Source organism: Rhodoflexus sp., from assembly GCF_053489755.1.
In genome coordinates this window covers 1-19,175 of record NZ_JBRCHD010000017.1, presented here as the reverse complement: position 1 = coordinate 19,175, position 19,175 = coordinate 1, and the positions used below count along the sequence as shown (strand labels likewise).

Genomic DNA, 19,175 nt, shown 5'->3' with positions numbered 1-19,175 from the left:
ATAAATTGTGCCTACATTCCGAATATCATATACATTTGTGAAAAGTACCCTGATTATCAATACCAAAACAAGTACATGTCCGATTTTCAGCTTTACCTTATCGAAGGTTTTAGGCACATTTCCGACTTAGGCGCATACGACCACATTTTGTTCATTACCGCCCTGTGCGCGATTTATCAGTTTTCAGACTGGAAAAAAATATTGATTCTGGTAACAGCTTTTACAATCGGACACTCGATTACGCTGGCGCTAGCAACGCTGAAAGTTGTGTCTTTTCAGACCGAAGTGATTGAGTTCCTCATCCCGATTACAATTGTTATCACCTGTATTTTCAACTTCTTTTCAGGTACAGACAGCCGGGATAGCAAGCAGCAGCCGATGGGCTATCGCTACGTAACTGCAGCACTTTTCGGGCTGATTCACGGGCTGGGTTTCTCTAACTTCCTGCGCAGTATGCTGGGCAAAGAGGAGAGTATTGTAGCGCCCTTATTCGCGTTTAATATTGGCTTGGAAATAGGTCAGTTGCTTATTGTATTCATTATCTTGCTCTTGTCAGGCATAATGACTAACTTTCTGTCTGTGAAACAGCGCGATTGGAATCTCATCCTGTCAGGCATTGTTTTAGGCATATCAATCACACTGATACAGAAAACATGGATTTTTTGAAAAACAATCCCCCATTCATCTATGAATAGACTATTTGGACACTTTATCAAAGGGCTGACGGTTTGTCTGGTAGCAGTTGCATGGAATGCCTCTGCACAAACACCCCGCAAGGCCAATTATGTTAATCGCGCTGCCGAAAAATTCGCCCAATTAGGTACAGAGCTACCTACTCCGAACGCATTTCGCACAGCTTCGGGCGCGCCCGGCTATAACTACTGGCAGCAGCGCGCCGACTACGACATCAAAGTGCGCTTAGACGATGAAAAACAACGCATCAGCGGCGATGAAATAATTACCTACTTTAACAACTCACCCGACCCGCTGACCTATTTGTGGCTACAATTAGACCAGAACATTCTGGACAAAGAATCTGACACCTACAAAACAGCTACCGGCAAGATTGACGAGCGCATGAGCAGCAGCCAACTCAACGCGCAGTTTGATCGCAGTTTTGACGGTGGACACAAAATCCAGTATGTGCGCGATGCGACAACCAATCGCACCCTAACTTATACCATCGTCAAAACAATGATGCGCGTAGAACTGCCCCGTCCGCTGCGCAAAGGTGAAAACTTTAAGCTCGCCGTGGGTTGGAACTACAACATCAACGACCGTAAAAACCCTGCCTTGCAGGCTGGTTCGCGCGGCGGAGCCGATTTCTTTCCCGAAGACGGCAACTGGATTTATGCCATTACACAGTGGTTTCCGCGCATGGCTGTTTATGACGATTACAACGGCTGGCAACACAAACAGTTCCTCGGGCAAGGCGAGTTTACGTTGCCTTTTGGCAACTACAAGGTAGCCATTACCGTTCCTGCCGATCACATCGTAGGCGCTACGGGCGAATGCCAGAACTATGCACAGGTACTGACTCCTGCACAAATGCGCCGCTGGGAGCAATCAAAAACAGCAAAAAAACCTGTTGAAATTGTAACGCAAGAAGAAGCAACCGCCAACGAAAAAAGCCGCGCTACAGGCACTAAAACATGGGTGTACTATGCGCAAAACGTGCGCGACTTTGCATGGACAAGCTCTCGCAAGTTCATTTGGGACGCAATGGGCGTAAATATCGGCGGACGTACCGTAATGGCGATGTCTTACTATCCAAAAGAAGGCAATCCACTTTGGGGACAATACTCTACCGAAGTAGTAGCGCACACGCTGCGCGTGTATTCCAAATACACCATTGACTATCCTTACCCGGTAGCAATTTCAGTAGATGCCGAAAATGGTATGGAATACCCCATGATTTGCTTTAACTACGGTCGCCCTGAAAAAGACGGCACCTATTCCGAGCGCATCAAGTACGGCATGATTAGCGTAATTATCCACGAAGTTGGGCATAACTTCTTCCCAATGATTATCAACTCCGACGAGCGCCAATGGACATGGATGGACGAAGGGCTGAATACCTTTTTACAATACCTTGCCGAACAAGAATGGGAACGCAACTATCCGTCGCGCCGCGGTCCTGCCCGCTATATCACCGACTATATGAAGGCAGACCCCAACACGTTGGAGCCTATCATGACCAACTCTGAATCAGTGCAAAACCTTGGCGCTAATGCTTACGGAAAAGCTGCCACAGGTCTGAACATTATGCGCGAAACTATCATGGGGCGCGAGTTGTTTGATTATGCCTTCAAAGAGTATGCACGTCGCTGGGCATTTAAGCACCCGACCCCTGCCGATTTCTTCCGCACGATGGAAGATGCCTCAGGCATTGATTTGGACTGGTTCATACGTGGCTGGTTCTATACCACCGACTATTGCGATATTTCCATTGAAAATGTGATTGAAGCCATTCCTTCTACGGGCGATCCAGAGATTGAAAAGCCTTTTGCTAAGGCAAAAGCGATGGGCGGCGAGCGCGAAGACATCGGCATTATCCGCAACCGCACAGAGATAAAACAAACGGCAACCGAAATGAATCCTGCTTTAAATGACTTCTACAACAGCTACGACCCGTTTGCAGCTACCAAAACCGACAAAGAAAACTACCAGCGCTACTTAGCTACTTTGGGCGATGATGAGAAGAAAATGATTGAAAGTAAGAACTTCTTTTATCAAATTGACTTCAAAAATCACGGCGAACTGGTCATGCCTGTCATTGTAGAGTTTGAGTTTGAAGATGGCAGCCGCGAATTGCATCGCATTCCTGCCGAAATCTGGCGCAAAAACGACAAAGAAGTAAGCAAGGTTTTCAAAACCGAAAAGCGCATCAAGCAAATATATCTCGACCCGTTCCAAGAAACCGCCGACATCAACATGGAAAACAACTTTTTCCCAAGAAAAACTCAACTTTCCCGTTTTGAGATTTTCAAACAACGCCAAGCAGGTCGCGGCGCGCCCACAGGCGCTGAAAATCCGATGCAGCGCGCTCGCCGCGAAAACGGAACAGCGCCAAACGGTGGAAAAGAGTAGCAACTTTTTCCTAACAAAAACTCCGTACAACCGTTTAAAAACCTTGCAGGGCTAACTCTGCAAGGTTTTTTACTCCGAATAAATCCTATGAGGCAACGAGTGCTTATTACCGGTGGCAGCGGGCTGGTAGGCCGTCGCTTGACTGACATGCTAATTGAAAAAGGCTATGACGTTTGCTGGCTGAGTCGTACCTCCGACACAAGCGATCGCATCAGAAAATACATTTGGGACGTTCGCAAAGGCTACATAGACCCGGCAGCCCTCGCCGAAACAGACTATATCATTCATCTGGCAGGCGCAGGCGTGGCAGACAAAGCATGGACAACCGCACGCAAGCAGGAAATTCTGGAAAGCCGCACACATTCTACCGCATTGCTGACTAAAGCCCTGCGCCAAATGCCGCACCGCGTAAAAGCAGTTATCGGTGCAAGCGCCATCGGAATTTACGGATTAGATACAGGCGATCGTCTGCTCACAGAAAACGCCCCCGTCGGACAGGATTTTTTGGCGCGCGTCGTGCAGGCTTGGGAAGCTGAAACCGACTTAATCGCCAAAATAGGCATCCGCGTAGTCAAAATCCGCATCGGGATTGTGCTCAGCAACGAAGGCGGCGCACTGCCAAAACTAGTGCAGCCTGTGCGCTTGTATGCAGGCGCACCGCTTGGCAGCGGCAAACAGTGGATGTCGTGGATTCACATAGACGACCTCTGCCGCCTGTTCATCTGGGCGATGGAAAACCCACAAGCAAGCGGGGTTTACAATGCCGTAGCGCCCAATCCTGCCACTAATGAAACCTTTACAAAGGCAGTAGGCAAAATCCTGCATCGCCCTATTCTACCACTCAATGTACCTGCCTTTGCCATTAAGTTGATGTTTGGCGAAATGGGCAGCATCGTACTGGGTGGTAATAAGGTGAGCAGTAATAGGATAGAACAAGCAGGCTTCACCTTTCAGCATCCCCAATTGGAGAACGCTTTACAAGATTTACTCGCCGTACAATATGCCTGATGTGTATGCTGTACTGCAAGCAGATTTGAAGAATAGAAAAATTAATTCAACGAGAAAGACGTTTGTATTCTGGTTACGGCATTGTGGAATGTAAGCAGCGAAATGCGCGACTCCATGAAGCGACTCAGCGGCAGGTTGTTAATCATGATCAGCACCTCCAGTTCTGAATCGGCATTGACAATCGCCCACAACTTGCCACTATCCAACGATAGAGAATAAGCCGTAATCTTGTCTGCTGCCATCAAACGATTAACCTCTGTACGTTGCTCCGGAATTAATGCCGTAAACTCCGGGCTGAACTCCGCGGGCAGTGTGAAATCTACCATGTATTGTTGTTTGTCGGGCATAATCATTAATTTTCGGTTAATCCTCAGTACATAACTAAAATTGCACCTTATTAGTTTTAGAACCCTCAGGCACAGCCCATACAGCTATGAATCAAAATATTTTACATTTCCCTTCGCGAGAGCAAGGCATACAAAGTATCAGACCACAGTTACCTGTAGAAACGACAGCCGAGATGAACGAGCTTGAGCGCTTTCAGACCGAAACGCTGCGCCCTGTGCTGAAAATGCAGCATGATTTGCTCGTTGCTATATTTGCTGACTACATCACGCAGCAGAAAGTAAAGCTACAGGCGCTTTCCGCTGATCAGTACACAGACTTCGTATATCAAGCGCTGACAAAAGATCAGGCTTTGAAAAATACGCTTTTAGGTACAGTCGTAGGGCAACTGACGCTAGCAGAGTATCGCTTCTACAGCGCCAACCGTCAAGAAATCGCTAAACGATTGATGAAGTTCATGGCAAAGCGGATTGCAGGGGCAGGCCGTATAGTCTGATCACTGCACCATTTCCCGAAAGCGTTGCCAGATGGCTTCCAGCATTTTTTCGGTAAGTTGTTCAATATAGTACGCACCTGCGGCAGGATCAATGTTTTTGCCGAAATAGGCTTCTTCCGCCAAAATATTGGAAACGTTAATGGCGATGCGCTGCCCGAAACTGTCCACTGGTTCAATGCCTTTTTGGTGTGGGGTAACTTCCAGCGTATTGCATCCGCCGATGATAGCCGCCATTGCCTGTGTGGTGTTGGAAATCATGTTCCAGTAAGGGTCTTTTTGGTTGCGCTCATTTACCTCAAAACCTGTGCGAGCGGCGATGTGCAAAGCGGCAGGGCTGTAATCCGGCGACCATTCGGCAGCCATTTCGGCAAACAGCAGACGGAAGGCGCGCATGCCTGCAATTTCGGCAAAGTAGCTGTTTGTTAATGAGTGATTGATAGCCAGATGCGGCAACAGCGCGGCTGCCTGTGGCGCGCGATTCAACAGACGGTAAGCGGCGGCAAGCGCAGTTGCCCAACGTGCGCTGATGGTTTCACCTGCGGTAGCCGCTACGGCAACGTGCAGCGAAGTTCCCTGTATGGCGTCTGTCAGGGTGAAATATAACTCATCGGAAGCGTCGTTGATGTCTAATCTGCCGCTGAGGTTTTCGTAGGCATAGCCTTTTGCCGCGGCGTAGGCAAAGTAACGCTGCACAAATTCCGCCGCTTCATCGGCATTGAGTTGCCAGCTGACCGCACAGAAAGGCAGCATAATTTCCTGCAACAGCGTTTCCAGATTCACGTGCGCGGCTTTTCCTGCCACTGCAAAAGCGATTTCATTCACGTTGCGGTTTAGCATGTCCAGTGCCAGTGCGTTGGCAGCTTGCTCGTCGGCTACCTCAATCAGCAGGCGGTTGCGCCAGCTTCTGCCGAAGGCATCGGTAGCCGCAACCAGACTTTCAGAAAGGTAGCTTTCCCATGCGGGCGCGGGCAAGTTGCTGAAAAACGCTTCTATTTCAAAACCATCAGGGGTTTTCCAGTTGAGTTTTTCGGCAAGGTCTGCGCCTTTAAGTTCTTTCTTGGCTTGCTCTTCCCAGGCGCTGATGGGCAATACAGGAAATTCGCTGAACAAGTTCATAGGCAATAGGTGAATGAGTAGTTAAGGCTATTGTTGTTCCTTAGCCGTTGTGCGTGTCCTCACGCACAACAACGTGTGTTTATTTTATGTCAAAATAGTAGTTCTTGTGGACACGAACTACGGCTTAGATTGTCTAATTTCCATACCCTCATTTTTCAAGATGGTTTGAACCACTTCGCCGTTGTACGTGTCCTCACGCACAACAATAGGCGGTTAATTTATGTCAAAAATAGTAGTTCTTGTGGACACGAACTACGGCTTAAAGGACACAAAGAGAATAAAACCTTCGCGCTCTCTGCAATAACCTCAGCGTCCTCTGGGGGCAAATCCCTACTTGTTCCCCAAAATATGCCACTTGGCAATTCCCATTTTGGCGAGCATGTAGCGGAAAGATACGCCCAAAACGCCCAGCCCGTACTCAATGCTGTTGCGCAAGTTGATGGAAGAGGCTTCGTCAAAGTACTTAGTTGGGCAGGTAACTTCGGCTATTTCAAAGTTATGATAAAATATTTGGGCAATCATCTGATTGTCAAATATAAAGTTATCTGAATTGCGTTCGTAAGGCACTGTTTCCAGCACCTTTCGCGAATAGGCGCGGTAGCCGGTATGGTATTCCGACAGTTTCTGATTCATCATCAGGTTTTGCGCCAGCGTAAGAAAGCGGTTGGAAATGTATTTGTACATCGGCATACCGCCTTTGAGCGCGCCCTTGCCCAGAATCCGCGAACCGAACACTACCGGATATAACCCCTGACCGATGATGGAAACCATCGCCGTAATCAGTTTGGGGGTGTATTGGTAGTCGGGGTGCAGCATTACGACAATGTCGGCGCCAATTTCCAGCGCTTTGTTGTAGCAGGTTTTCTGATTGCCGCCATAGCCTTTGTTGCGCTCGTGGCGAATCACGTGGCGGATGCCTAACTTTTGGGCAAGTTCGGTGGTGCTGTCTTTGCTTGCGTCATCTACCAGCACCAACTCATCCACAATATCAAAAGGAATTTCTTTGAGGGTTCGTTCCAGTGTTTTTTCGGCATTGTAAGCCGGCATCACCACTACTACTTTCTGATTCAGATACATGTTTCAAAAATTAAACCTGACTGAAAAGCGACGAAAACAAGGGCAGCGCCTTGTCTTTGGCGGAAACAATCTGCTGATGAACAGGTATTTGCCAATCAATATTCAGTTGGGGGTCGTTGTATGAAATGCCGCCTTCGTGCTGAGGGGCATAAAAATTATCACATTTGTAGAAGAACTCTGCCGTTTGGCTCAATACGGCAAAACCATGCGCAAATCCGCGCGGGATGAAAAGTTGCAGGCGGTTTTCGGCGGAAAGTTCCAGCGCAAAGTGTTGCCCGAAGGTGGGCGACTCGGGGCGAATGTCTAAGGCCACGTCTAAGACGCGCCCGTTGAGCGCGCGCACTAATTTTGCCTGCGCATAGTCGCCGCGTTGAAAATGCAGCCCACGCACGACGCCATAGCCCGATTTGGACTGATTATCCTGTACAAAGTGGATGTTTTGCCCAAGGTGCTCGGCAAAAGTCCGCTGATTAAAACTTTCAAAGAAATAACCGCGTTCGTCTTCAAAGACGCGCGGTTCAAAAATCCACAGACCGGGCAGCGGCGTTTCGCGAAAAGGCATTTTTTTGCTAATTGATGAAATGCTGCGCAAAGGTAGGTAATTTTGAGCGCCCCTTACATAGGGATTTACCGCAAATAAGCACATGCCGTTTCCTCAACTTTCCAAGAAGCAACTACTCACCGCCGCGCTGATTATTGGTTCTGTGCTGGCTGTTGTTAAATTCGCTACCTATTATCTGACTTCTTCCGATGCTGTTTTTACCGACGCGCTAGAATCGCTGGTGAATGTGGTGGCAGGTGCGGTGGCGCTGTATAGCGTAACCATTTCTGCCAAACCACGCGACAAGGAACATCCTTACGGGCATGGAAAAATAGAATTCCTTAGTTCCGGTCTTGAGGCGGTGCTAATTATGCTGGCGGGCGGCGCAACTATTGTTAAGGCGATTTACGGCTTCTGGCAACCCGATTCGATTAGCGCATTGGACATTGGTATCATTTTGACTATTGTTACAGGCAGCATTAATTATGGGATGGGCTTTTACCTGCGGCAACAAGGGCGCAAAATGCACTCGCCCTCGCTGCAAGCCGACGGCGAACACCTGATGAGCGACGGGTACACCAGCCTTGGATTGATTATTGGACTGTTCTTGATTTTATTGACAGGTTGGGAATGGATAGATGGTTTAATGGCGATTATTTTTGGCGGATTGATTATCCACAATGGTTGGCAGATATTTCGCCATGCCATTTCGGGAGTCATGGACGAAACCGATGAGGCGCTGGCGACAGAAGTTATCGCCGTGCTGGAGCAAGAGCGCCGCCCCAACTGGATTGACGTACATAACCTGCGCATCATCAAATACGGCCCGCGATTACACATAGACTGCCACCTGACCCTGCCATGGTATCTAAACGTCGAACAGGCACATGATGAAATTAAAGCGGTAGAAGATATTGTCAATATGGCAATGGAGAACCGCGTAGAGATTTTCATTCATACCGACCCTTGTATCAAAAGTTCATGCGCGATTTGTACACTGACCAATTGCGCGGTCAGAAATGCGCCATTTATTAGAAAGGTTGAGTGGACAAAAGAAGTAGTGATGCATAATAGCAAGCACGAGGTGTAAAATTATTCATCATCTCCCCCTGCCAAAAAATCAACGAGCGTTTTGCGCTCGTAAATTTCCAATTTGCCGCCTTCAGTACAATTGTAAATTTCTCTGCCAAAAGCCTCGAATACCTCGCGCGCCATTTGATAGGCGACTTCGCTCTGGAACAGGTCGGGCAGTTGCCACTTGACACCACCCGCAAAATAGTTCGGATCAAAGTGGTTAGGGTCGTGGCTGCCTGAAACCACCGTCTGATTAGCAAGCCCTTTCGGATGCGTGAAATGATGGTCGCAACCGATCAGGGCTACCTGTTGGAAGCCCATGTGAAACGCCAACTGAATCGCTACGAAAGTTACGGTATGCCCGTAGTAGAGGCTCATGCGCACGTCGCGGGCAAAGACTTTGTGGTAGGTTTGTTTGAGATAGGTAATATTGTTGCGGCGCGGCACATGTTTAAGCGCGTGGCTGTCTAAAAACAGGGGAATATCAGTTGTATTGAAAAAATCTGCGTTTTGTTCAATCACTAAATGGTTCACCGCTACAATGCAGGAAGGGCGAAAGGAGGTTTTATCAAATAGCAGGTTGATTTTATTCAATCCGAAGGTGTAAACGCCGCTTGCCGCCAGCGCGTCAAAGTCGGTTTTGAGCAGGCTCGGACCGTTGCAAAGAATGACCGCCTTTTGTCCCTTGTAGTAGTCTTTCAGGGCAGCCAGCCGCGCACGGGAACGCCACGATTCAGGGTTTAAATCCCAACTCAGGCGTTTCAATACTAAATTCGCCGCTTTGAAATAGGGGTTTACAACCGCTCGCTCGCGAAGTATGGGAATGTCTTGTTCGTTCATGGTGTTTTCTTCTTTTTTATACACAAACCCGACAGGTCTTTGAGACCCGTCGGGTTTAGTAGTATGACGCAAACCAACTTATCAATGATTCACATCGGGGGCAGATGAACTGATTAGCGGCTGCCTGCCGTTCAGGAAAGTGTGGAAAGTATCGCCGCGCAGACCTAAGCGAATAGTTTCTAACGGAATAATATCGCTTGGCGCAATATTGCCTAAATTTACGTTCGTACCTAAGTATTTGATGAACCACACCTGTTGCGACTTCATTGGCGCTTCCCAGATGATACTTTCAAAAGGAATTTGTGTCAGAATTTCCTCTACCAGACCTGAACGCACCTCGCCGCTGGAACGGAACAGACCTACGTTGCCGCTTTCACGCGCTTCACCGATCACTTTCCATGCACCTGCATCCAATTCGCGGCGCATTTGCTGAATCCATTTGTAGGGGGGGATGATTTTTTCAGCATCTTTTGAACCTACTTCCGACAGTACAGTTGCTCGCTGCGACAAAATGCGGATATAATTACACTTTTCATCATGATTCATTTCTAGCGATCCATCCGATACTTCGGCATAGGGAAGTTCGTATTTGTCCATCAGGCGGAGATAGTCTTCGAATTGACCGCGCACAACAAATGCTTCAAACAGCGTACCGCCAAAATACACAGGAATACCTGCTTCGCGGTAGGTTTTCAGTTTATCGGCAAGATTAGGGAAGCAGTAAGAAGTTGCCCATCCCAATTTGACTATGTCAATAAATTCTGCCGAAGTGCTAAGCATATCTTCTACTTCGCGAATGCTTAAACCTTTATCCATCACCATCGTGAGACCTTTTTCACGAGGTTTTACCGTACGTTCAGGAACGTCTTTCAAGAAATAATTTGCCATCAGTTGTTTTAACAAATATCAGCGCTGGTATTGGCTGATAATTTTGAAAAGTGCTTTTTGGATATTGATATCTTCAATCCACTCGTATAGGACGGTGTGCCTGTCAAAGTCCAAAATTAGCGCATTTTCCAAATAACTAAACGATTGCTTGTATTGGCCCGATTCTATATAGTAAAGGCACATGCGGTAATATAGATCGGCATGGGCGGGGCATTCCTCTAATCCGCTTTTGAGCAAGCTGATAGCTTGGCTGTAGTCACCCTGTTCGCGATACACGCTCGACCAGTCCATCCATGTTTGCGGATTGGCGGGGTTTAGATGGCTGGCATGTTGATAAGCCTCTACAGCCGACACAAGGTTTCCCGTTTTTGCTTCTGCTTTGGCAAGCGCCAGCCAATAGTCTTCGCACTCGCTGTCTATCCGCACCGATTTTTTGAGGAAATTAATGGCTTCATACCACCGCTCGCGGCCGATGAGACACATACCGATGCCGTACCAACCATCGGCGCACTGCTCGTCCATACTAACGGCTTTGCGATATAGCGCCGAAGCTTTGTTATAGTCTTTGCGCTTTTCGTAGGTGGCAGCCAGACAGCAGTACATTTCCGGCTCGGGAAAGTCGCCTTGTTCTTTGAGTTCGATGGCTTTGCGGTACGATTGCTCTGCCTCTTCGTAGCGCTGTAGGTTCATTTGGGCGTGTCCCAGATGATACCAAACGCTGCTGTCATCTTCGTTGAGTGCCAGTGCGTAGTCGAACAGTTCTACTGCCTTATGAAAACTGTTAGTCTCGTTGGCAAAGATGGCGGCATTGCGCCACAGGCGAAACTCTTCGGGTGCTTCGTCTATTCGTGCTTCGAAGAATTGTGTCCCCTCCGGAATGCAATGCAGGGCTTCCAGCGAGTCGGCTACATCGAGCAACGCGTTGATGTTGTCCGGATTGATTTGTAGAATGGCAAACAGATGCTCAACCGACTGTTGCAACTTGCCCGAGCGCAAGTACAGCTCAGCGATGCGGTAGTGGATATCTTCTTTATCGTCGGTATTTTCCAGCGCAATCAGCAGACTTTCGATGGCTTGTGTAACCATATTAAGCCCCATAAAAGCGCCTGCCTGCAAGACAAAAAGTTCATCCGAGTCGGAGTGCATAATTGCTATCTTTTCCGAAAGTTCGAGTGCCTGCCAGTATTTGCCCAGCCCAAGCAGGATGCGCACTTTTTCTATGCCCAACTCGGAGGAAAAGGGATACAGTGCATAGGCTGCGTTGTAGGCTTTCAGTGCTTTTTGCCATTGTAAGCGCACGGCATAGTAACGAATGATGTGTTCAAACTCGTGTAAGTCGAAAAACAGGCTGATTCCTTCGGCAAGCATTTGCTCGAATCGCTGCACTAATGCGTCTTCTGTCTTTGACTCTTTCTTTCTTCTATCTGACATCTGCCTGTGTTGTTAGAGGTTCAATGTTTGAGATACAGCCTCGCGGATGCTGTCTGCTACGGGGCGATACTGTAAACCCACCTTTTGGACGAGTTTACTGCCATCATAGTACCGCTTTTGGCAGGCTGCCTCAGCTGTTTGCCGGTTAAAAGCACCACCCATCCACCCGCTTACTGTTCCTACTGCTTTGAGCCAATGGTCTGCAATCAGACTTTTTGGCGCACTTTTTCCGGAGGCAGCAGCTACCTGAACAGAGAAGTCGCGGTAGCTCATACCTGCCGCGTTAAAAATGAAACGCTCTGCTATGGTATTATGTTGTAAGAGTCGCAAAATGCCCTCTGCCACATCGGCAGCATCTACCAGATTAATCATTCCCGAAGAGTAAAAAGGCAACTTAGCTACCGTGCGGAAGAGTTGTGCCAGCGGACTATCAGGCTTACCTTTTCCCAGTACTACGGACGGATTGACAATGAAAGCAGGTAACCCTTCGGCAATACCGCGCCAAACTTCGCGCTCTGCCAAGTGTTTGCTTAGGGCATAGACCGAATGGTTGTATGCATCGTCCCACTGTGCGCGCTCGTTGATTACTTCGCCTTTGCCGCCGAGTGCAGCTACCGAACTGATAAAACAGAAACGCTGCACATTGGCTTGTAAACAAGCATTTACCAGATTGGCTGTACCTTCTACATTGATTTTGAACAATGCGTCGCGCTTTGCAGAGTTGAAAGAAACCAGCGCTGCGGCATGGATGACCCAGTCTGCATTAGCGACCAGTTCGTCTAGCAGCGGTACATCTGTAATATCTCCATCAACCCATGTAAGTCTATCCAGCCGTTCAGGCAAAAGTCCGCTATCGGAACGGCGCAGCGCAAGCACCTGCATCCCTTCCCTAAGCAGGCGGCGGGTAATATAACTACCTACAAGACCGCTTGCTCCTGTGATAAAAACTCTTGGGGCGGCATTGAACATGCACAAACTTACGAAGCCAAATCCGAAACCCGATAATGCCTATACATTTGGCGCTGTTTTTAGCTTTGACGAAAACAAAAAAGTGTAACTTAGCGTGTTTTACCTTCATCAACCGTTCACCTTCGATATGAAAGCTATTAGGCGCATCTATGCTATTTTTCTGCTATCAGGCGGAAGTATTTTTCTGCTGCCGCAAGTATGTGCGCAGCAATCGCAAGCCGACTCTGTAAGAATGTTGTTCCAGCAGTTGAATGCCAATCAAAATGTGATTAAAAACCTGCAAGCCCAACGTCGCAACGATAGTTTGCGTATCGCTGAATTGCAGAAATCTATGCAAGAGCAGGTCAACAGCTTCAGCAGCGCAGTGAGCAGCGTGGATATTCGCGTGCGAGAGTTTGACCAGCGCATGAGGATTACCGACCGCGACCGCTACGCAATTATTCAGCGCAATCTGATCAGCTCGGTGGAAGTCTTCGATATGCTCAACCAACGCTTGAATATTTTAGAAGCACTCAATCAGTTGGAAGAATACCAAAACATCTTGACCGACCTGAACAACCCTGCCAACGAAAACATGGGCTTTTCATACAACAAAAAAGTACTGGGGCTGATGGATCAGTACATAGCAGCCAATGCGCGCCGCGATCGTCCGCGCATCATGGAGGCTGCTCGCTTGGTGCTGGAGAATCCACTGATGCAAACTATAGCCGGTCCTGCTGCGCCTATTTTGGGGGTAAGCAACTCGCTGATGAGTTTTGCCAGTGCGCTTTTTGTGAGCCGGTCCGACATTTCGCAAGAGAATGTAACTCGCTTCCGCGACGAGATGATGCAGTTTACACAATATTATACGCGCCTCAACGAACTGAATCGCAATTTTGCGATTGGAATTAGCACCTATCAGGTGCAGACTGCTAACCTGCAAAACAAACTGCGCGACTTTGTAGTGCAGAACATTAAGGCAAGCGGGCGCACAATAGATCCTAACCTTGAGCGACGCGCCAAATCTACTTCGGATTATCTGACAACGCTTTTCCTGACCTACAACTCAAGTTCTGTACGTGAGTACTTAGTCCGATTGGAGCGCGAAGCAACAGAAAACGGCATCATTAATTACGGCACACTTATTCGCAGCGGCAACCTAATAGAGATGAACAAGCGCATTGGCGAGGTAATTTTTCTTTACAAAGAGTTTGAATACTTGTACTCGCAGTATATCTCATTGCTGGAAAAAAATAACCGCGAAATGGTGTTGGTATTACAGGAAGCAATGGCGCGCCGCCTGAGCGACGATAACAATAAAGTGCGCCAACAGATAGATCGTTTGTCGCGTGTGAAAGATACGACCATTGATGCTATTAATAGAGCGATTAGCTTGGAGCGCCTCAAAAACGAGGTCAATAAGCTAGACACCTTCTTCCCGTCTATGTAGTCGTTGATTGATGCGCGTCATCTTTTCAAGTATTGTTTCCCGCACAGGCAAGGGACTTTTATTAGCAACAATAGCAGCCCTGTTAGCTGTTCCGCCGCTCTATGTGGTTTGGCAGTGGTTTTCCCCTGCCGATAGCTACTGGGTGCATCTGTACAAGTACCTGCTGCCCACCTATTTAAAAAATACGCTTGGACTGACCGTAGGCGTACTCGCCGGAACGCTGCTGCTGGGCATCCCTTCAGCTTGGTTGGTAGCCGCCTGCGAATTTCCGGGCAGACGGCTGCTTTCGTGGCTGCTGGTGTTGCCGCTGGCGATTCCTGCCTATATCAACGCCTATATTTACAAATATACTTTTGAGCGCGGCCTGCTGCAAAACCTGCCCTTCCGCCCCGATGTGATGCATCTCGGCGGCGCTATTGCGGTAATGTCGCTGGTTTTATATCCCTATATCTATTTGGTTACGCGCACTAATTTTCAGCGACAGGCAGCGGGTGCATTAGAGGCAGCTAAACTATTGGGCGCTTCGCCGTTGCGACGCTTTTTTGCCGTTGCTCTGCCTATGGCGCGCCCTGCCATTATCGGCGCCGCCATGCTCGTGCTGATGGAATGCTTGAACGAATACGGCACGGTCAAGTACTACGGCGTTCCTACTTTCACGGCGGGTATTTTCCGCGCATGGTTTGCGATGGGCAGCGTATATACAGCCATGAAACTGGCTGGGCTGCTGCTGGCGGTCATTTTTGTACTCAACCTCTCTGAAAAATGGCTGACAAGCAACCTGCGCTATACGGTCGGCAAAAGTGAGCGCCTGCTGACGCGCCAACCGCTGCGCGGCTGGCTGGCAATCGGCGCTATGCTGTTCTGTCTGATTCCTGCGCTTGGCGGCTTTGTGTTTCCCTTTGCCCAACTACTTTCATGGGCCTACAACGGATGGGTACAAGGCTTGCTCACCGCTGATTTCAGCAAATATTTACTACAGACTTTGCAGGTTGCATTGATAAGCGCGTTGATAATTGTCGCTGTGGCGCTTATGCTTGCCTATCTGCGGCGCATAGGCAAAAATCGGCTGACACAGTTGACAATTCAGCTGGCCAATCTGGGTTATGCCATGCCGGGCGCGGTAGTAGCCATCGGGGTACTGGCGTTATTGCTGGCTGTCAGAAAGTCATTGCAGGTGGCGCTGGTTGGTTCGCTCATCGCGCTGACTTATGCCTATCTGGTGCGCTTCATGGCCGTGGCTTTTAATCCCTTAGAGGCAGGTTTACAGAAAATATCGCCCTCTATGGACAGCGCAGCAGCCATTCTGGGAAAAAGCCCCCTGCAAACGTTGCTGTTGGTGCATGTGCCACTGCTGCGCGGCGCAATTCTGGCATCGCTGATGCTAGTTCTGGTGGATATTCTCAAAGAACTGCCGCTCACGCTCATTCTGCGACCTTTCAATTTTGATACGCTGGCTACCAAAGCCTACGAATATGCGGACGATGAAAAATTGCAGCAGTCCGCCGCCATGTCCTGCCTGATTGTGCTGGCAGGCATGCTGCCCGTTTTTCTGTTGGATAAGCTGAATAAGTCTGATTGAGGATGCAAGGCTGATAACCAACCGGCTCTGTTGGCAGTTAAGCAATTATCTGTCAATTTTGCCTGTACCTTTTGCAACACACTCAACACACATGGATATTGAATTCAACAAGAACGAAGATTTGCTCAAACAGGAACTTTTCAGGCTCAAAACCCGCTACGACAAGGTCAAACTGGGTGGCGGCGCGAAAAAGATAGAAGCGCAACACAAGCAAGGCAAACTAACCGCCCGTGAGCGCATTGCCTTTCTGTTGGACGAAGGCGCGCCTGTGTTGGAAATTGGCGCTTTTGCAGGCGAGGGCATGTACGAAGAACACGGCGGCTGTCCTTCGGGCGGCGTAGTCGTTTGCATCGGCTACATCAGCGGCAAGCAGGCGATTGTTGTCGCCAACGATGCCACCGTGAAAGCAGGCGCATGGTTTCCGATTACCGCCAAAAAAAACCTTCGCGCACAGGAAATTGCGATAGAAAACCGTTTGCCGATTGTTTATCTGGTGGACAGCGCAGGCGTTTACCTGCCCTTGCAAAACGAAGTTTTCCCCGACAAAGAACACTTTGGGCGCATTTTCCGCAACAACGCCATCATGTCTTCCGAAGGCATCATACAAATTGCCGCCATCATGGGCAGTTGCGTAGCCGGCGGCGCTTACCTGCCCATTATGAGCGACGAAGCCATGATTGTGGACAAAACCGGAAGCATTTTTCTGGCAGGCTCTTACTTGGTCAAAGCTGCCATTGGTGAAAATGTAGATAACGAAACATTGGGCGGTGCCACTACCCATTGCGAAATTTCAGGCGTTACCGACTATAAATTCCCTGAAGACAAAAGTTGTTTGACAGCTATTCGCGATATTTTTGACAAAATAGGCGATTTTCCGAAAGCTGGTTTCAATCGCAAAACGCCTGCATTGCCCAAACTGCCCCAAGAGGAAATCTACGGACTGTTCCCGGCAGACCGCACCAAGCCTTACGACATGATGGACATTATCCTGCGCATGGTGGACAATTCCGAATTCCGCCCTTACAAGGAACTCTACGGTCAGACGCTCATTTGCGGACTGGCGCGCATAGACGGCTGGGCGGTAGGCATCATCGCCAATCAGCGCAAAATGGTCAAAACCAAAAAGGGCGAAATGCAGATGGGCGGCGTTATCTATTCCGACGCTGCCGACAAAGCCGCGCGCTTCATTATGAACTGCAACCAAAAGCGTATCCCGCTGGTGTTTTTGCACGATGTTTCGGGCTTTATGGTGGGCAGCCGTGCCGAACACGGCGGCATCATCAAAGACGGCGCAAAAATGGTGAACGCTATGAGCAATTCCGTTGTGCCGAAGTTCAGCATCATTTTGGGCAACTCTTACGGGGCAGGCAACTACGCTATGTGCGGCAAAGCCTACGACCCACGCCTGATTTACGCCTGGCCAACGGCGCAACTGGCAGTAATGAGCGGCGCATCGGCAGCCAAAACGCTTTTGCAAATCAAAGTTTCCGCTCTGAAAGCCAAAGGCGAAGCAATCGCCGCCGAACAGGAAGCCGCACTGCTCAAAGAAATCACCGACAAGTACAACGAAGAACTCTCGCCGTACTACGCCGCTGCACGCCTCTGGGTGGACGGCATCATAGACCCGCTGGAAACCCGCAAAGTCATTAGCATGGGCATAGAAGCCGCCAACCACGCGCCCATCCGCAAGCGCTACAACGTAGGCGTAATTCAGACGTAGAAAATTTGCAGGTGTGTGTGCCTTTGGTTACCTTGTATTGTATGATTGATAAAACAGACATCAATTATGCATGCATTCGTTGGTAGGTCAAAAGAAATAGCATTTGCAAGCGAATGTATAACGCGGCTGACCGATTCGGAAGCAAGCCGTGAAGAAATTCGCTTGCCTGTTATCCTGAACTTCTACGGTGAGCCGGGTGTTGGCAAAACCGTATTGATTCAGCGCCTGCTTGCCTTGTATCAGGAACAATTTCCGTCCCTGCCGCAAGTGGCATTTTTTGACCATGATGCCTCTTTCGCGCCAAGTACACAATAGGGTTTTTGGAGTTTAAAATACTGATAATCAAACACTTAAATGTTTTAATTTGTAATTATATAAGCCTGCACTTAGTTGAAAATTTTCAAGAATCTGTTCTCTTTGCTGAAAGCGCTCGTTCCACGTCGGTTCTGAATTGATTGATAAAAAAGTGCTTACAGTCGGCTAAGGCATTTTATGAAAAATACTTGCCATTTTTACTTAACTTTAAGTGTGATCTTGGTGCAAAATAAAACAAATAACTGATAATCAGCAACCAAAAGGTCTATTTTATGAAACAACTTGTAAGTTACTTTTTTCCAATACGAGTGAAGACTTATGACTCCCCTATCAATGGAAAGTTAGAGCTTAACCTTGTAAATGGCAAAATAGTTTTAGATACCACATGCAGTAATTATTCTTATGGTTCGCTTGAAAGAATATTGTATGCGGGACTGCGCGAAATTGAATTTGACGATAACATTCGAAAAATATTGCTTTTGGGACTTGGCGGAGGGTCGGTCATCCAAACCATCAGACAGACGTTTCAATCTGACGCATTGATAGTAGCGATTGATGTAGATCCCCAAATAATACAAATAGCGTTAAACGATTTCAATATAAAAAGATTTAAAAATGTAAAAATCATTCAAGCTGACGCATCAGCATATATTGAAAACTCAAACGATATATTTGACCTAATTATTGTGGATATATTTATAGGAAACAGCATACCCGAATCATTTACTCAAAGTCAGTTTATAAGCCAACTTACCAAGCATGTGAAGTTAAAAGGTAAAATAATATACAATACGATAAGAAGCACAATAAAATCGGAAATATTCAATCAAATTCAAAATGAGTTTTTAAAACGAAATTTTAAAGTTAAAGCGATAGAAAGAGTGGAATGGACAAATGATATCATCATAGCGGAAAATCGCTCCTAACAACGCGAATTATGCAATTAGGTCTTTGAAAAGTTTTATTTGAGAGAGGGATTGGAAAGTTTTAGCTTGGGGTAGGGTATCAAAATAAGTGTAAGCAATCAGTCCGCTGAACAGGTTGACGAACATACCTATTGGCGACCGATGCCGCGTGTGGTCAATATCGGCTTGAAAAGACAGCAAACCAAAGACAGTTTCTATAAGCCCTCTTTGTTTGAGATAGTGTTTTTATGCTGCATGCAACTTGCTTTTTTCATATTTCTTCTCACTTTGGTAATGAGTTGTACGCCTTGTTCAGCCGATTTTGCTTTGCGTTGGGTCAAATAGCCTTTAT

Annotated in this window: 19 protein-coding genes; 10 read left to right on the top strand and 9 right to left on the bottom strand. The window is 47.9% G+C overall.

All coding sequences use genetic code 11. The annotated features are described in order from the left end of the window. The first annotated feature begins 75 nt into the window (after positions 1 to 75). From ACWIP2_RS04665 to ACWIP2_RS04655, 3 genes are all read left to right on the top strand, one after another. The gene (locus tag ACWIP2_RS04665) at positions 76 to 666 is read left to right on the top strand and encodes a HupE/UreJ family protein (RefSeq protein ID WP_448518743.1); all 591 of its coding nucleotides are present in this window, start codon (positions 76 to 78) and stop codon (positions 664 to 666) included. A gap of 21 nt (positions 667 to 687) precedes the next feature. Further along, positions 688 to 3,090: a M1 family metallopeptidase gene (locus ACWIP2_RS04660; RefSeq protein WP_448518742.1), complete on the top strand. Its 2,403-nt coding sequence runs from the start codon at positions 688 to 690 to the stop codon at positions 3,088 to 3,090. 87 nt (positions 3,091 to 3,177) lie between these two features. Further along, the gene (locus ACWIP2_RS04655) at positions 3,178 to 4,098 is read left to right on the top strand and encodes a TIGR01777 family oxidoreductase (RefSeq protein WP_448518741.1); all 921 of its coding nucleotides are present in this window, start codon (positions 3,178 to 3,180) and stop codon (positions 4,096 to 4,098) included. Positions 4,099 to 4,139: 41 nt separating this feature from the next. Here the strand turns inward: ACWIP2_RS04655 and ACWIP2_RS04650 are convergent, their stop codons facing one another. Further along, positions 4,140 to 4,445: a hypothetical protein gene (locus ACWIP2_RS04650; protein WP_448518740.1), complete on the bottom strand. Its 306-nt coding sequence runs from the start codon at positions 4,443 to 4,445 to the stop codon at positions 4,140 to 4,142. 86 nt (positions 4,446 to 4,531) lie between these two features. Between ACWIP2_RS04650 and ACWIP2_RS04645 the strand changes: the two genes are divergently transcribed. Beyond that, positions 4,532 to 4,939 carry a hypothetical protein gene (locus ACWIP2_RS04645; protein ID WP_448518739.1) on the top strand — a complete coding sequence of 136 codons (408 nt, stop codon included), beginning with the start codon at positions 4,532 to 4,534 and terminating at the stop codon, positions 4,937 to 4,939. On the opposite strand, the gene ACWIP2_RS04640 is transcribed toward ACWIP2_RS04645, so the two are convergent. The 3 genes from ACWIP2_RS04640 to rfbC all read right to left on the bottom strand — a co-directional run bounded on the left by ACWIP2_RS04640 (position 4,940) and on the right by rfbC (position 7,694). Then, the gene (locus tag ACWIP2_RS04640; protein ID WP_448518738.1) at positions 4,940 to 6,055 is read right to left on the bottom strand and encodes a methylmalonyl-CoA mutase family protein; all 1,116 of its coding nucleotides are present in this window, start codon (positions 6,053 to 6,055) and stop codon (positions 4,940 to 4,942) included. Between the two features lie 330 nt (positions 6,056 to 6,385). After that, positions 6,386 to 7,132, bottom strand: coding sequence for a glycosyltransferase family 2 protein (locus tag ACWIP2_RS04635; protein WP_448518737.1), 747 nt, complete (start codon positions 7,130 to 7,132; stop codon positions 6,386 to 6,388). 10 nt (positions 7,133 to 7,142) lie between these two features. Beyond that, positions 7,143 to 7,694 (bottom strand): dTDP-4-dehydrorhamnose 3,5-epimerase, encoded by a 552-nt coding sequence (rfbC, locus tag ACWIP2_RS04630; RefSeq protein WP_448518736.1) that lies wholly within the window; start codon positions 7,692 to 7,694, stop codon positions 7,143 to 7,145. Positions 7,695 to 7,776: 82 nt separating this feature from the next. Here rfbC and ACWIP2_RS04625 point away from each other — a divergent pair, with 82 nt between their 5' ends. Beyond that, on the top strand, positions 7,777 to 8,763 hold the full coding sequence (locus ACWIP2_RS04625; RefSeq protein WP_448518735.1) for a cation diffusion facilitator family transporter: 987 nt from the start codon (positions 7,777 to 7,779) through the stop codon (positions 8,761 to 8,763). 2 nt (positions 8,764 to 8,765) lie between these two features. Here ACWIP2_RS04625 and ACWIP2_RS04620 read toward each other — a convergent pair whose 3' ends face one another. The 4 genes from ACWIP2_RS04620 to ACWIP2_RS04605 all read right to left on the bottom strand — a co-directional run bounded on the left by ACWIP2_RS04620 (position 8,766) and on the right by ACWIP2_RS04605 (position 12,875). After that, on the bottom strand, positions 8,766 to 9,587 hold the full coding sequence (locus tag ACWIP2_RS04620; RefSeq protein ID WP_448518734.1) for a 6-hydroxymethylpterin diphosphokinase MptE-like protein: 822 nt from the start codon (positions 9,585 to 9,587) through the stop codon (positions 8,766 to 8,768). Between the two features lie 81 nt (positions 9,588 to 9,668). After that, positions 9,669 to 10,475: a phosphosulfolactate synthase gene (locus ACWIP2_RS04615; protein WP_448518733.1), complete on the bottom strand. Its 807-nt coding sequence runs from the start codon at positions 10,473 to 10,475 to the stop codon at positions 9,669 to 9,671. Between the two features lie 18 nt (positions 10,476 to 10,493). Further along, a complete protein-coding gene (locus ACWIP2_RS04610) occupies positions 10,494 to 11,906 on the bottom strand; it encodes a tetratricopeptide repeat protein (RefSeq protein ID WP_448518732.1) in 1,413 nt (470 codons plus the stop codon). A gap of 12 nt (positions 11,907 to 11,918) precedes the next feature. Next, positions 11,919 to 12,875: an SDR family NAD(P)-dependent oxidoreductase gene (locus ACWIP2_RS04605; protein ID WP_448518731.1), complete on the bottom strand. Its 957-nt coding sequence runs from the start codon at positions 12,873 to 12,875 to the stop codon at positions 11,919 to 11,921. Between the two features lie 127 nt (positions 12,876 to 13,002). Here ACWIP2_RS04605 and ACWIP2_RS04600 point away from each other — a divergent pair, with 127 nt between their 5' ends. The 5 genes from ACWIP2_RS04600 (at position 13,003) to ACWIP2_RS04580 (ending at position 18,844) form a co-directional block, all read left to right on the top strand. Next, positions 13,003 to 14,304, top strand: a complete 1,302-nt coding sequence (locus ACWIP2_RS04600) for a hypothetical protein (RefSeq protein WP_448518730.1) — start codon at positions 13,003 to 13,005, stop codon at positions 14,302 to 14,304. Between the two features lie 10 nt (positions 14,305 to 14,314). Further along, entirely contained in the window at positions 14,315 to 15,883 is a 1,569-nt protein-coding gene (locus ACWIP2_RS04595; RefSeq protein ID WP_448518729.1) for an ABC transporter permease, read from the top strand. A 91-nt stretch (positions 15,884 to 15,974) separates the two neighbouring features. Continuing rightward, positions 15,975 to 17,603: an acyl-CoA carboxylase subunit beta gene (locus tag ACWIP2_RS04590; RefSeq protein WP_448518728.1), complete on the top strand. Its 1,629-nt coding sequence runs from the start codon at positions 15,975 to 15,977 to the stop codon at positions 17,601 to 17,603. A gap of 66 nt (positions 17,604 to 17,669) precedes the next feature. Beyond that, the gene (locus ACWIP2_RS04585) at positions 17,670 to 17,918 is read left to right on the top strand and encodes a hypothetical protein (RefSeq protein ID WP_448518727.1); all 249 of its coding nucleotides are present in this window, start codon (positions 17,670 to 17,672) and stop codon (positions 17,916 to 17,918) included. A 272-nt stretch (positions 17,919 to 18,190) separates the two neighbouring features. Then, entirely contained in the window at positions 18,191 to 18,844 is a 654-nt protein-coding gene (locus ACWIP2_RS04580; protein ID WP_448518726.1) for a fused MFS/spermidine synthase, read from the top strand. 9 nt (positions 18,845 to 18,853) lie between these two features. Here the strand turns inward: ACWIP2_RS04580 and ACWIP2_RS04575 are convergent, their stop codons facing one another. Then, positions 18,854 to 19,024, bottom strand: coding sequence for a hypothetical protein (locus tag ACWIP2_RS04575; protein ID WP_448518725.1), 171 nt, complete (start codon positions 19,022 to 19,024; stop codon positions 18,854 to 18,856). Positions 19,025 to 19,175 lie beyond the last annotated feature (151 nt).

Bases quoted from the DNA above. Each gene is read 5' to 3' on its own strand.
- ACWIP2_RS04585 (WP_448518727.1), top strand. From the start codon at position 17,670: ATGCATGCATTCGTTGGTAGGTCAAAAGAAATAGCATTTGCAAGCGAA.
- ACWIP2_RS04635 (WP_448518737.1), bottom strand. From the start codon at position 7,132: ATGTATCTGAATCAGAAAGTAGTAGTGGTGATGCCGGCTTACAATGCC.
- ACWIP2_RS04595 (WP_448518729.1), top strand. From the start codon at position 14,315: ATGCGCGTCATCTTTTCAAGTATTGTTTCCCGCACAGGCAAGGGACTT.
- ACWIP2_RS04600 (WP_448518730.1), top strand. From the start codon at position 13,003: ATGAAAGCTATTAGGCGCATCTATGCTATTTTTCTGCTATCAGGCGGA.
- rfbC (WP_448518736.1), bottom strand. From the start codon at position 7,694: ATGCCTTTTCGCGAAACGCCGCTGCCCGGTCTGTGGATTTTTGAACCG.
- ACWIP2_RS04605 (WP_448518731.1), bottom strand. From the start codon at position 12,875: ATGTTCAATGCCGCCCCAAGAGTTTTTATCACAGGAGCAAGCGGTCTT.
- ACWIP2_RS04625 (WP_448518735.1), top strand. From the start codon at position 7,777: ATGCCGTTTCCTCAACTTTCCAAGAAGCAACTACTCACCGCCGCGCTG.
- ACWIP2_RS04580 (WP_448518726.1), top strand. From the start codon at position 18,191: ATGAAACAACTTGTAAGTTACTTTTTTCCAATACGAGTGAAGACTTAT.
- ACWIP2_RS04650 (WP_448518740.1), bottom strand. From the start codon at position 4,445: ATGCCCGACAAACAACAATACATGGTAGATTTCACACTGCCCGCGGAG.
- ACWIP2_RS04640 (WP_448518738.1), bottom strand. From the start codon at position 6,055: ATGAACTTGTTCAGCGAATTTCCTGTATTGCCCATCAGCGCCTGGGAA.
- ACWIP2_RS04655 (WP_448518741.1), top strand. From the start codon at position 3,178: ATGAGGCAACGAGTGCTTATTACCGGTGGCAGCGGGCTGGTAGGCCGT.
- ACWIP2_RS04615 (WP_448518733.1), bottom strand. From the start codon at position 10,475: ATGGCAAATTATTTCTTGAAAGACGTTCCTGAACGTACGGTAAAACCT.
- ACWIP2_RS04620 (WP_448518734.1), bottom strand. From the start codon at position 9,587: ATGAACGAACAAGACATTCCCATACTTCGCGAGCGAGCGGTTGTAAAC.
- ACWIP2_RS04665 (WP_448518743.1), top strand. From the start codon at position 76: ATGTCCGATTTTCAGCTTTACCTTATCGAAGGTTTTAGGCACATTTCC.
- ACWIP2_RS04590 (WP_448518728.1), top strand. From the start codon at position 15,975: ATGGATATTGAATTCAACAAGAACGAAGATTTGCTCAAACAGGAACTT.
- ACWIP2_RS04610 (WP_448518732.1), bottom strand. From the start codon at position 11,906: ATGTCAGATAGAAGAAAGAAAGAGTCAAAGACAGAAGACGCATTAGTG.
- ACWIP2_RS04645 (WP_448518739.1), top strand. From the start codon at position 4,532: ATGAATCAAAATATTTTACATTTCCCTTCGCGAGAGCAAGGCATACAA.
- ACWIP2_RS04660 (WP_448518742.1), top strand. From the start codon at position 688: ATGAATAGACTATTTGGACACTTTATCAAAGGGCTGACGGTTTGTCTG.